We start from the raw sequence: 10,514 nt of genomic DNA on the forward strand, positions 1-10,514 counted from the left end.
GAGTTCCCCGGGCAACCCCCGGCCAGCAACACCAAGCAAAACCCACCCGTAAGAAAAATAGAGAAAAAAACCTGAATCCAATCCACATCCTCAACCGTATCCAACACAACAAACCCACCCAACCCCTCCCCACACCATGCAAAAAACCCTACCCCTCCCCCTGCTCGCCAGCCTCTTGCTGGGCACGGCTGCCCACGCCGACACCGGAAAACTCCTCCTGACCGGCGGCGTCAGCAGCATAGAAGGCGCGGCCGGCGGCGGGTTGACGCCCTGGGCTGTCATCGGCAGCAATGCCACGGCGGGGGAGACGGGTGGCTCCGCCTACCTGACCCACGTCGGCACGCGTGACTACGGCCTGAACATCTACGGCGCGGCGGTCGGCATCCATGACCGCTATGAGCTGTCCATCGCGCGGCAGGACTTCAACACGCGGGATACCGGGGTGGCCCTGGGCCTGCCCGGGCTGCACCTGAAACAAACCATGGTGGGCGCCAAGTGGCGTGTGCTGGGCGATGCCGTGCTCGACAGCGACACGCTGGTGCCGCAGGTGGCGGTGGGCGTGCAGTACAAGAAGCTGGGCTCCACCGGGCTGGACGGCACCTTGGCCGCGCTGGGCGCCAAACGCTCGGGCGTGGATGTGTATGTGAGCGCCACCAAACTCTTCCTGGGCCAGAGCCTGCTGGTCAACGGCACGCTGCGCGCGACCAAGGCCAACCAGAACGGCTTGCTGGGCTATGGCGCGACCTTGGGCGGCAATGAAAACCGCTACACCTTGCAGCCGGAGTTTTCCGTCGCTTACCTGCTCAGCAAGAACGTCGCCGTGGGCGCCGAGTACCGCTTCATGCGCAACAAGCTCGAAGGCGCGGGCCGCGCCGCGGGCCTGGGCAACGGCTTGCGCTCGGAGGACTGGAAGGACATCTTCATCGCCTGGGCGCCCAGCAAAAACCTCTCGCTGACGCTGGCCTATGTGGACCTGGGCGTGATCGTTCCCGCCACCACCGGCAGCCGCAAGCAAACCGGTTATTACCTCTCGGCCCAGGTGGCTTTCTAAGTCTCTCTCCATCATTCCATTAAGGACACGTCATGAACAAACTGTTGATCTGCCTGGCGCTTGCGGCCGGCAGCCTGCTGTCATCCGGCGCCTCGCTGGCGCAAACACCCGCCCCGCACAGCGACCAGCTCTACAAAGCCTTCGGTGAAAAGCCCGGCCTGGTCGCGCTGATGGACGACTTCATGGTGCGCCTGCTGGCCGACCCGCGTACCGGCCCGCACTTCCAGCCGGCCAACCAGCAGCGCGTGAAGGAGCAACTGGTCGAGCAGCTTTGCGCGCTGAGCGGCGGCCCCTGCGTCTACAAGGGCGCGGACATGAAAAGCGCGCACGCCAACCTGGACATCAAAAAATCCGACTTCCACGCGCTGGTCGAGGTGCTGCAGCAAAGCATGGATGCCAAAGGCATTCCGTTTCGCAAACAAAACGAGATGCTGGCGCTGCTGGCGCCCATGAACCGCGACATCATCACGCCGGCGGAAAGCGGGACCAGGCCATGAGCAGGCCCCTGCAAAACATCGGCCTTGCCGCACTGCTGATGCTGAGTGCCGCGGCGCAGGCCGGCACCCTGGTGGTGTCGGTGCTCGACAAGGAGGGCAAGCCGGTGCAGGACGCGGTGGTGGTGGTGACGCCGGCCAACAAAAATGCCAAACCGAAAAACCCGCTGCCGCCGCAAGCCACCATCAGCCAGGAAAAAATGCAGTTCATCCCGGCGGTGACGGTGCTGCCCGTGGGCGCGAAGCTGCAATTCGTCAACAACGATCCCTGGGACCACCATGTGCGCAGCTCGCCCGCGGGCATGGGCCAGTTCAACGCGGCGAATGCCGGCTTCGAGCTGCGCCTGGAAGGAAAAACCGAAGGCAAGCCCGCCAAGTCCGGCGAAGTCACGCTGGACAAGGCTGGTGCGCTGGGCGCGACCCTGCTGGGCTGTTTTATCCACGGCTCCATGCGCGGCTACATCTATGCCAGCGAATCGCCCTGGGCCGGCAAGACCAGCGCGGAAGGCATCGCCACCTTCGAGGAACTGCCCGAAGGTGCGGCCCAGGTAAAGGTCTGGCAGGCCGACCAGCTGATAGACATCGCGCCGCAGCAGGTGACGGTGGGCACGGTGCAAGCCAAAAACGTCATGCAGCTCACGGTGGTGCCGCGGCGGCGCAGGCCCTGAGAGCCTGCCCTTAACGCTGGCTGTCGTCCTTGTGAGAATCCGGCTCCAGCGGCGCCAGGTCGGACGAATAAACGCGGTCGCCAATTTGCATGGCCCGGCCCTTCTCCCAGGCGGCCTCAAAGGCGGCGAGTTCCTCCGCCGTGGCGCGCTCATGGCGTCGCACCGGCGGCCGCGAATCACCCGCGTCCTGTCCCGTGCGGAGCACGGCGGGCCGGCTGGCCGAGAAGCCCTGGATCTGTTCATTGACTTGCCAGTACACGCCGCTGACCAGCAGGTTGTAGCGCGCGACGGCATTTTTGGCGATGGCCGCACCCACCTCGGCCAGCCGGGCGGGCGCGCCTTCCCGGTTGTCCAGAAAGTCAGTGGAAAGGTCCACCAGCACCAGGTACTGGTGGCCCCGCTTGTCGTTGCGCACCACGCGGAATTTGTAGCTGGCCGACAGGATCCCGTGGGCCTGCATGGTCACCCGGATGGCCTCGTACAGCATCTCGCGCCTGAACTCCATGCGCTCGTCAAGGTTCATCTTGACCGGGCCTGTCTCAGGCCCGGTGGCACCGGGCTTGGGACTTTTGCTGGCGCTAAAGAGGTTCTTGAGCACGGACATGCTGCACTCGCTTCAGGTGTTTTTGGCCGCAAAAAACACGTAGTCGGCGGTATAGCCTTCCTTGACGCGTTTGCCGGCGTCGGCCTGCGTGGCGCAGCCCCTGGCCGGCGCGTTGCCGCCCTCGGTGTTCAGGCGCTGTACGCTGGTGACGGCAGCCATCTTGCCGGGCGTGCCGGTGGATTTGGCGGTCAGCAGGAGCAGCGGAATGTCGGAGGAACGTTCACCGTCGGCCCTGGCTTTCACCGTGCCCACGGTCTTGCTGCCGTCCAGCGCGGTCCAGTGCGGGCCGGCGCCGTGCGTGCCGACTTTTTCGTCTTTCTGGTTGAACAGGTCCGCCTCGGGCGCGACAAACACCCAGGCCCAGCCACCCTTGTCGCTGGCACGGCATTCGTAGATTTGCGAGCCCACCGCATGCCAGGTGAAGGCCGCCTGCTCGTTGTCGGCCGGCTTGAGCGCGGCGGGCGCCGGCTTGCCGGCATAAGCCTGTGCGGCCGGGCCGCTCGCGCAGGCGCTCAAGAGGCCCGCGCACAGGGCGGCGGCCACAAGGCCCGCATGGAGCCTGGGTTGGGCGACGGCAGTTGCAATCGATGTCATGGCGATCTCCTGGAAGGAGTCCTGCCCATATTGACAGGTCTCCGGGTTAAAGAAAAGAAAAATGACGGGTAAAAATGCCCCAACAACCCCACGGGCTGAAGGGGTGTCGGCCGGCGCGGTGTCCGGCCTACCGGGGACAAACGCCGGCCGGCACCAATCGGATGCGTTTTTCCGAAAAAAATGTCCATGCCGGCCGGCTTTTGCCGCCCAGGCGGAACTCCCTATACTCAGCCGCATGAAATTGGCCGACAAGGACACCCGCAGCCTGCAAGCCCTGATCGCCGGGGCGGCGCAAGGCGACCACGCCTGTTTTGCCGATATCTATGAGCGCACCCACACGCATCTGTTTGGCGTCGCCGTTCGTATATTGGGACAAGGACAGGCGGCCGAGGATGTGCTGCAAGAGGCGTATGTGAGCATCTGGAAAAGCGCGGCCGGCTACCGAAGCGAGGTGGACGGCCAACCCATTCAACCCATGACGTGGCTGATCGCCATCGTCCGCAACAAGGCGCTGGACGCCTTCCGGGCACGCGCGCGCCGCAAGGAAAGCGAGTTGCCCGAATCGGGCGAGCTGGACGAGGAAGCCGTCGAAAGCAGCGCCGCGCCCGCTCCCAGCGCCATGCAGCTGCTGGAGCAGGCCACCGAAGCCCTGCAAATAGAAGGCTGCATGAACGCGCTGGAAGGCAGCCACCGGCAAAGCCTGGCGCTGGCCTATTACCAGGGCCTGTCGCACACCGAGGTGGCCGCGCAAATGGGCGCGCCGCTGGGCTCGGTGAAAGCCTGGATACGCCGCGGCCTGGAAAAACTCAAGGGCTGCCTGGCCGCGCAGGGGGTGGTGGCGTCATGAGATATACCAACCCCGAATTGCTGGAACACCTGGCATCGGCCTATGTGCTGGGCACGCTGGCCGGCGGCGCGCGCCGCCGCTTTGAACGCCTGCAGCGCGACCGCGTCGACGTGCGTGTGCGCGTCACGCAGTGGGAGGCGCGCCTGGGCCAGCTGGCCCTGTCGGTGCCGGCGCACAAGCCTTCACCCCGGGTGTGGGCCGCAATCGCGGCGCGCACGCAGCCCGCGGGTGCGCGGCGGGCGCCGCAGGGCAAAACTTCCTGGCTGGGCTGGCTCAAACCCGCCGGGTTTGGTTTTGGCGGCCTTGCGGCCGGTGTGGTTGCAGCCAGCGTATTCTTTATGGCCATGCCCACCTTGTTCATGTCCAGCGACCAGCTTGCCATGCGTTCGGGCGAGAAGCTGCCGCAAAGTTATGTGGGCCTGCTGACCGACGCCCAGGGCAACGGCAAGCTGCTGGTCAGCTCGCTGCGCCACGGCAAGACCATGACGGTCAAGGTCATAGGGCCCATCACGCCGCCCGCCACCGGCAAGCTGGTGCTGTGGGCCGTGCCGGCCAACGGCCCGGCCTTCTCGCTGGGCACGGTGCCGACCAGCGGCTCGGCGGTGTCCATGCTGCCGGACACCTCGGAAAAACTGCTGTCCAAGGTCGGCAAGCTGGTGGTGACGCTGGAGACCGACGCCAACCCCAGCAAGCCCGGCGAGACCGTGGTCTTCAGCGGCAATTGCGCCAAGCTGTGGTGAGCCCCCTCGGCACGCACCCCCACCCATGGCGCGCGCAGTGACGATTTTTGTGGCGGTCCTGCTGCTGGCCTACCTGGCCCTGTGCGCGGCGCTGTTTGCCTGGCAGCGTTCATTGATTTATTTTCCCCAGCCCAAATCCTGGGGCGGCCCGGCCACGACGCAGCGGCTCCTGGTCAAGGATGCGGAGCTGGTGCTCACCGCGCGGCAAACCGCCGGGCCCAAGGCCATTGTTTACTTCGGCGGCAATGCCGAAGACGTTTCGGCCAACCTGCCGTCTTTCGCCCAGGCCTTTCCGGGCCATGCGATTTACCTGCTTCATTACCGCGGCTACGGTGGCAGCAGTGGAAGCCCCACGGAGGCGGCACTGCAAAGCGATGCCCTGGCCCTGTTCGACCATGTCGGCAAAACCCATGCGGAGGTCACCGTGATTGGGCGGAGCCTGGGTTCCGGTGTGGCTGTGTGGGTTGCGAGCCAGCGGCCGGTGGCGCGCCTGGTCCTGGTGACGCCTTACAACAGCATCCAGGAGCTGGCCGCACAACGCTTTCCTTACTTCCCCATCTCCTGGCTGCTGGTCGACAAGTTCGAGTCCTGGAAGTACGCAGCCCAGGTCACGGCGCCCACGCTGCTGATTGCGGCCGAGCACGATGAAGTCATTCCCGCCGCCAGCACCGAAAAGCTGTATGTGCAGTTCAAGAAGGGAACGGCCGCGCTCAAAGTGCTGCCCGGAACCTCGCACAACACGGTTTCGCAGCACCCGCAGTACCTGCCCTTGTTCCAGTCGATACTGTGACCCTGCCTTGGCCGACATGGACGCCAGCACATTCACGACCCAGGGCTTTGCGCTTTTCCCCAAGGTATTGGGCGAGGCCGAATGCGAGTCGCTCGCTTCCCGGCTTGCGGCTGTCGCTCCGGACTCGGCGGGAACGCGCGGCCTGCTGTCCCAGCCCTGGTGCCAGGCGCTGGCGGCAGGGCTGCGCCGGCACCCCTCGCTGGCGCCCTTGCTGCCGGGGGATTTCGCCGCCGTGCAGTGCACCTACTTCGAGAAATCGGCGTCGCGCAACTGGCTTGTGCCGGTGCACCAGGACCTCAGCATCCCGGTGGCGGCCCGCGTGGAACACCCCGGCTTGAGCGGCTGGTCAGAGAAGGAAGGCGCCCTCCATGTGCAGCCGCCTGTGGAGTTGCTGCGCCAGCTGGTAGCGCTGCGTTTGCACATCGATGCCTGCGGCATCGAAGACGGCCCGCTACGGGTCGTTCCCAGCTCTCACCTGCAGGGCCGGATGGACGAGCAAGCCGCAGCCAAAGCCCGGCATTCACAGACTGAAGTCATTTGCACCCTGGGGCGCGGAGGCGTGATGGCCATGCGGCCGCTGCTGCTCCACGCATCCTCTAAATCCAGCGGAAGCAGCCGCCGAAGGGTGCTGCACTTTTTATTCGGTCCGCGCATACTACCCCTCGGCCTTCAGTGGCAACAGGCGGTTTGAACCGGCGGTCAATGGAGGGCGCAACCTCCATCTCTCAAATCTCAAATGAAAAAGGGAAAGGGAAAGAAAAAAATGAATGTCTTGAAGATTGCGGCGTTTTCTGACGGAAGCACAGGCGGCAACCCTGCCGGCGTGATGGTCACCAGCAAATTTCCCAGCGACGGCGAAATGCAGCGGATTGCCGCGGAAGTGGGTTTTTCGGAAACGGTTTTTGCCGTCCCGGCAGGCGCCGGCTGGCGGGCGCGCTATTTTTCGCCGGAATCCGAAGTGCCCTTTTGCGGTCACGCGACGATTGCCCTGGGCGCGGCGCTGGCCCTTCAACATGGCGATGGCGTGTTTGCCCTGAGCCTGAACAAGGCCGACATCACCGTTGAAGGCCGGCGCAACGGAGACACGATTGCCGCCGCCCTGCAATCACCGCCCACGCGCAGCCAGGCTGCGCCAGAAGCGCTGGTGCGGGCCACCCTGGAGCTGTTCGGCTACGGGCAGGCCGACCTGGACCCGCGCATCGCCCCGGCCTTGGCCCATGGTGGCGCGGACCACCTGGTGCTGGTTCTGAACAGCCGCGAAAAACTGGCGGCCATGCAGTACGACCTGGCCAAGGGCCGCGAACTGATGAACAAAGCGGGTCTGGTAACCATCCTCCTGGCCTACGCGCAAACGCCCCGGCTTTTTCATACGCGCAACCCTTTTGCCTCCGGCGGCGTGTACGAAGACCCGGCGACAGGCGCGGCCACCGCCGCTTTTGCCGGTTACCTGCGTGACCTGGATTGGCCGCATGGCGGTGCCATCGACATCGTGCAGGGTGAAGACATGGGGATGCGCTCCCGCCTGCACGCCGAAATCCCGCCCACCCCTGGGGCCTCGATCAAGGTGTCCGGGACGGCGCGCATCATGCACGAGCTGGCTTAGCCCCAGGATTTTTCAGCACTCTCGCCGCATTTACAAATAAATACCAGCTCTCTGCATCCGTTTTCCCTTTCACGTCGTTTGTATAAGGTGCTGATTTACAGCGCATCCAACCCAAGCAACATTCAAGGAGCCCGACATGAACGCTTTTTCCATCCGCAACTTCATCGCCCTGCCCGTCGTCGCCCTGGCCCTGGCCGGTGCCGCCATGGCAGCGGACATCCAGACCACGCCGGTGCAGAACGCGCAGATCGACGACTTCGCGGCCGGCAAGAAGGCCATAGACGCCAAGAACTGGTCCGAAGCCGTGAGCAGCTTTAACAAGGTCGTGGCCAAGAACCCGAAGAACGCCGACGCCTACAACTACCTCGGCTATTCCAACCGCTGGCTGGGCAAGTACGACGAGGCCTTTGCCGCCTACGGCAAGGCGCTGGCGCTGGATCCCAATCACAAGGGCGCGCTCGAATACTCGGGCATCGCCTACCTCAAGACCAACCAGAAGGCGCAAGCTGACGCCCAGCTGGCCAAGCTGCAGGCCATCTGCGCCAACTGCGAAGAAACCCGCGACCTGGCCAAGGCCGTGGCCGAGTACAAGCCGGCCGCCAAATAAGAAGCGCCCAAAACCCTCCCGGCGCCGCCGTGCCGCCGGGGGTTTGACATGCGCGGCCTTCGCTGATTCGAAAGAGAAAAACCATGACGGATGCCAACCGCCTCAAATACCTGCGCATCGCACTGATGCTGATGGGGCTGACCTTTATCTTCGCGCTGTGGCCGCTCACCATGGTCTGGCCTTCGGGCTGGTCCTGGCATGCCGAGGGGCGTTCCTACTACCTGGAGATGATCCTCGGCCTCTACGCGACGCTGGGCGTCTTCCTGCTGCTGGCGTCGCGCAACCCGCTGGCGCACCTGAGCCTGATCTGGTTTACTGTCTGGTCCAGCATCGTGCACGGCGGGATCATGGCGGTGCAGTCTTTCAGCGGCCAGCACACCATGGGCCACCTCTGGGGCGATGTGCTGGCGCTGTTTGTGGTGGCGGCGGTGCTGGCCATCTTGACACCTCGCCAGGCCTGAAACGAAAGAAATTCCATGACACACACGTCTTCATCGCGGATGCTGGCATCCACCCTCTTGCTGCTGGCCGGCCTGGGCTTTTCCGCGGGGGCCGGCGCCGCCAGCCTCTCCGTGCTGGTGCTCGACAAGGAAGGCAAGCCGGCGCCCGATGCGGTCGTCGTTGTCCTGCCCTCGGCCAAAACCGGCGCGCCGCCCAAGCCCCTGCCCGACCAGGTGACGATTTACCAGGAAAAAATGCGCTTTGTGCCGGCCGTCAGCGTGGTGGGCGTGGGCGCCAAGGCCCAGTTCGTCAACAACGACCCCTGGGAACACCATGTGCGCGCCTCGGCCGCCGGTGCGGCGCAATTTAACAGCGCCGCGGGCGAAGGCTTTGAGCTGCGCCTGGACGGCAAGCCCGAAGGCAAGCCGGCCAAAACGGCCGACGCGACCTTCAGCAAGGCCGGCGCCGTGCTGCTGGGCTGCCACATCCATGGCTCCATGCGCGGCCATGTGTACGTGAGCGATTCACCCTGGGCCGTGCTGACGAATGCCGAAGGCGTGGCGCAGATTGAACAATTGCCCGAAGGCGCGGCGCAGATCAAGGTCTGGCATGCCGACCAGCTGATAGACATCGCGCCGCAAGCCCACACCGTGACCGCCTCGCCGGGCAAGCTCACCTTGCAGCTCAGCGTGGTGCCGCGCCGCCGCCGGATCTGAACCCCTGGTGATCTGACGTTTTGGCGCTTGTTTCACGTTTTGAGGGCAACTTCAGGCGTTGACAGAAGCTTTCACGAAACTTACATTGAAGCTTCCGCAAGGAGGCTTTATGTCCGAGCTTCGCGACCCGTCCACCCCGCCCAATCCCAAGGCCGCCGGCGCGCCCTACTGGCACCACATCACGCTGGCCCAGTTGCAGCGTGTCAAGGACTGGCGCGAGGCGCAGCGGGGGGCGCACCCCCTCGAATGCCAGATCTGGGAAGCCGTGCTCACCGCCTGGCTCATGGGCTGGACGGGCTGGCTGCCGGCCTATGCCTTTGAAGCCGCCTGGGCTTACCCGCTGTGCGTGCTGGGCATCCTGGCGCCGCGGCTGTATGTGTATGCCAGGGCGCGGGCGCACCTTGCGCGGCGTCTCAGGTGTGACTGGCTGGAACTCGTAGCCTGAACTAGAGTGGGGGCATGAACACCCCACCTACCCTGACCTGCTTCACCCTCAGCACCACTGGCCACATCGCCCACCTGGTGCTCAATCGCCCCGAGGCGATGAACACCATGCACCCGCTGTTCTGGCGCGAGCTGGACGCGGCGCTCACGCATATCCACCAAAGCGGCGAAGCGCGCGTGCTGGTGATCTCCAGCACCGGCAAACACTTCAGCGCGGGCATGGCGCTGGAGACCTTTGGCAGCGAGATCGCCCTGGACGACAGCAGCCCCGAAGGCCGGGCAGCCATCTTCGACCTGCTTGCCGGCATGCAAACCACCTTCAGCAAGCTCGAGACCCTGCGCATTCCGGTGATCGCGGCCATCCAGGGCGGCTGCATAGGCGGCGCGGTCGACATGGTGACGGCCTGCTGCCTGCGCTACGCCACGGCCGACGCGTTTTTCTGCATCCAGGAAATCAACATCGGCATGGTGGCCGACGTGGGCACCCTGCAGCGCCTGCCCAAGCTGCTGCCGCTGGCCGTCGTCAAGGAGCTGGCCTACACCGGGCGCCGCCTGCCGGCCGCCAGGGCGTTGGGCTACGGACTGGTCAACGAGGTGTTTGAGTCCAGCGACGCCATGCTGGTGGCGGCCATGCAGTGCGCGAACGAAATCGCCGCCAAGCCGCCGGTGGCCGTCTGGGGCACCAAGCAGGCCGTGCATTACGCGCGCGACCACTCGGTGGACGATGCGCTCAAACAGATGGGCTGGCTGCAGGGCGCAATCTGGAGCAACGCCCATGTGCGCGAGTCCGTGACGGCCATGAAGGAAAAGCGCGCCGGGCAGTTCCCGGGGCTGACGCCGCTGAAGAACTTCAGCGAGTTCGGGCAGTAACTCTTGGCGATGGAGCGTAATCCAAGGATAAAAGATTCATCCGCA

The 10,514-nt window shown here is 64.9% G+C and carries 15 protein-coding genes; 13 read left to right on the forward strand and 2 right to left on the reverse strand.

The window, feature by feature from the left end; all coding sequences use genetic code 11:
* Positions 1-136: 136 nt before the first annotated feature.
* From PMI15_RS17360 to PMI15_RS17370, 3 genes are read left to right on the forward strand one after another with little or no spacing between them, the layout of a single operon-like run.
* Positions 137-1,051 carry a DUF3034 family protein gene (locus tag PMI15_RS17360; protein ID WP_007871941.1) on the forward strand — a complete coding sequence of 305 codons (915 nt, stop codon included), beginning with the start codon at positions 137-139 and terminating at the stop codon, positions 1,049-1,051.
* 32 nt (positions 1,052-1,083) lie between these two features.
* Positions 1,084-1,548: a group 1 truncated hemoglobin gene (locus PMI15_RS17365; RefSeq protein WP_007871943.1), complete on the forward strand. Its 465-nt coding sequence runs from the start codon at positions 1,084-1,086 to the stop codon at positions 1,546-1,548.
* A complete protein-coding gene (locus tag PMI15_RS17370) occupies positions 1,545-2,213 on the forward strand; it encodes a hypothetical protein (protein ID WP_007871945.1) in 669 nt (222 codons plus the stop codon). Before PMI15_RS17365 ends, PMI15_RS17370 begins: the two co-directional genes overlap by 4 nt.
* A 10-nt stretch (positions 2,214-2,223) precedes the next feature.
* Here PMI15_RS17370 and PMI15_RS17375 read toward each other — a convergent pair whose 3' ends face one another.
* Both PMI15_RS17375 and PMI15_RS17380 read right to left on the reverse strand, forming a co-directional pair.
* Positions 2,224-2,817: a hypothetical protein gene (locus tag PMI15_RS17375; protein WP_007871947.1), complete on the reverse strand. Its 594-nt coding sequence runs from the start codon at positions 2,815-2,817 to the stop codon at positions 2,224-2,226.
* A gap of 12 nt (positions 2,818-2,829) precedes the next feature.
* Positions 2,830-3,411, reverse strand: coding sequence for a DUF3455 domain-containing protein (locus PMI15_RS17380; protein WP_007871950.1), 582 nt, complete (start codon positions 3,409-3,411; stop codon positions 2,830-2,832).
* A 235-nt stretch (positions 3,412-3,646) separates the two neighbouring features.
* On the opposite strand from PMI15_RS17380, the gene PMI15_RS17385 reads away from it, so the two are divergent.
* The 10 genes from PMI15_RS17385 to PMI15_RS17430 all read left to right on the forward strand — a co-directional run bounded on the left by PMI15_RS17385 (position 3,647) and on the right by PMI15_RS17430 (position 10,469).
* Entirely contained in the window at positions 3,647-4,258 is a 612-nt protein-coding gene (locus tag PMI15_RS17385; RefSeq protein WP_007871952.1) for an RNA polymerase sigma factor, read from the forward strand.
* Complete coding sequence (locus PMI15_RS17390) at positions 4,255-4,998, forward strand: anti-sigma factor domain-containing protein (RefSeq protein WP_007871953.1); 744 nt, start codon at positions 4,255-4,257, stop codon at positions 4,996-4,998. The genes PMI15_RS17385 and PMI15_RS17390 overlap by 4 nt, the downstream gene beginning before the upstream one ends.
* Positions 4,999-5,023: 25 nt before the next feature.
* Positions 5,024-5,788 (forward strand): alpha/beta hydrolase, encoded by a 765-nt coding sequence (locus PMI15_RS17395; protein WP_007871955.1) that lies wholly within the window; start codon positions 5,024-5,026, stop codon positions 5,786-5,788.
* A gap of 16 nt (positions 5,789-5,804) precedes the next feature.
* Positions 5,805-6,479, forward strand: a complete 675-nt coding sequence (locus PMI15_RS17400) for a phytanoyl-CoA dioxygenase family protein (protein WP_007871957.1) — start codon at positions 5,805-5,807, stop codon at positions 6,477-6,479.
* A 72-nt stretch (positions 6,480-6,551) separates the two neighbouring features.
* Entirely contained in the window at positions 6,552-7,391 is an 840-nt protein-coding gene (locus tag PMI15_RS17405) for a PhzF family phenazine biosynthesis protein (protein WP_007871960.1), read from the forward strand.
* 136 nt (positions 7,392-7,527) lie between these two features.
* Positions 7,528-7,998, forward strand: a complete 471-nt coding sequence (locus PMI15_RS17410; protein WP_007871961.1) for a tetratricopeptide repeat protein — start codon at positions 7,528-7,530, stop codon at positions 7,996-7,998.
* 83 nt (positions 7,999-8,081) lie between these two features.
* Positions 8,082-8,459 (forward strand): DUF6632 domain-containing protein, encoded by a 378-nt coding sequence (locus tag PMI15_RS17415; protein WP_007871966.1) that lies wholly within the window; start codon positions 8,082-8,084, stop codon positions 8,457-8,459.
* Between the two features lie 15 nt (positions 8,460-8,474).
* Complete coding sequence (locus PMI15_RS17420) at positions 8,475-9,155, forward strand: plastocyanin (protein WP_238541147.1); 681 nt, start codon at positions 8,475-8,477, stop codon at positions 9,153-9,155.
* A gap of 109 nt (positions 9,156-9,264) precedes the next feature.
* Positions 9,265-9,600, forward strand: coding sequence for a hypothetical protein (locus PMI15_RS17425; RefSeq protein ID WP_007871971.1), 336 nt, complete (start codon positions 9,265-9,267; stop codon positions 9,598-9,600).
* 14 nt (positions 9,601-9,614) lie between these two features.
* Positions 9,615-10,469 carry an enoyl-CoA hydratase-related protein gene (locus PMI15_RS17430; RefSeq protein WP_007871975.1) on the forward strand — a complete coding sequence of 285 codons (855 nt, stop codon included), beginning with the start codon at positions 9,615-9,617 and terminating at the stop codon, positions 10,467-10,469.
* Positions 10,470-10,514 lie beyond the last annotated feature (45 nt).

This window comes from Polaromonas sp. CF318, assembly GCF_000282655.1.
Lineage (GTDB): Bacteria > Pseudomonadota > Gammaproteobacteria > Burkholderiales > Burkholderiaceae_C > Polaromonas.

Coding starts and splice junctions, on each gene's coding strand:
- PMI15_RS17420 (WP_238541147.1), top strand. CDS start 8,475: ATGACACACACGTCTTCATCGCGGATGCTGGCATCCACCCTCTTGCTG.
- PMI15_RS17370 (WP_007871945.1), top strand. CDS start 1,545: ATGAGCAGGCCCCTGCAAAACATCGGCCTTGCCGCACTGCTGATGCTG.
- PMI15_RS17385 (WP_007871952.1), top strand. CDS start 3,647: ATGAAATTGGCCGACAAGGACACCCGCAGCCTGCAAGCCCTGATCGCC.
- PMI15_RS17410 (WP_007871961.1), top strand. CDS start 7,528: ATGAACGCTTTTTCCATCCGCAACTTCATCGCCCTGCCCGTCGTCGCC.
- PMI15_RS17405 (WP_007871960.1), top strand. CDS start 6,552: ATGAATGTCTTGAAGATTGCGGCGTTTTCTGACGGAAGCACAGGCGGC.
- PMI15_RS17375 (WP_007871947.1), bottom strand. CDS start 2,817: ATGTCCGTGCTCAAGAACCTCTTTAGCGCCAGCAAAAGTCCCAAGCCC.
- PMI15_RS17380 (WP_007871950.1), bottom strand. CDS start 3,411: ATGACATCGATTGCAACTGCCGTCGCCCAACCCAGGCTCCATGCGGGC.
- PMI15_RS17430 (WP_007871975.1), top strand. CDS start 9,615: ATGAACACCCCACCTACCCTGACCTGCTTCACCCTCAGCACCACTGGC.
- PMI15_RS17395 (WP_007871955.1), top strand. CDS start 5,024: ATGGCGCGCGCAGTGACGATTTTTGTGGCGGTCCTGCTGCTGGCCTAC.
- PMI15_RS17360 (WP_007871941.1), top strand. CDS start 137: ATGCAAAAAACCCTACCCCTCCCCCTGCTCGCCAGCCTCTTGCTGGGC.
- PMI15_RS17390 (WP_007871953.1), top strand. CDS start 4,255: ATGAGATATACCAACCCCGAATTGCTGGAACACCTGGCATCGGCCTAT.
- PMI15_RS17400 (WP_007871957.1), top strand. CDS start 5,805: ATGGACGCCAGCACATTCACGACCCAGGGCTTTGCGCTTTTCCCCAAG.
- PMI15_RS17415 (WP_007871966.1), top strand. CDS start 8,082: ATGACGGATGCCAACCGCCTCAAATACCTGCGCATCGCACTGATGCTG.
- PMI15_RS17365 (WP_007871943.1), top strand. CDS start 1,084: ATGAACAAACTGTTGATCTGCCTGGCGCTTGCGGCCGGCAGCCTGCTG.
- PMI15_RS17425 (WP_007871971.1), top strand. CDS start 9,265: ATGTCCGAGCTTCGCGACCCGTCCACCCCGCCCAATCCCAAGGCCGCC.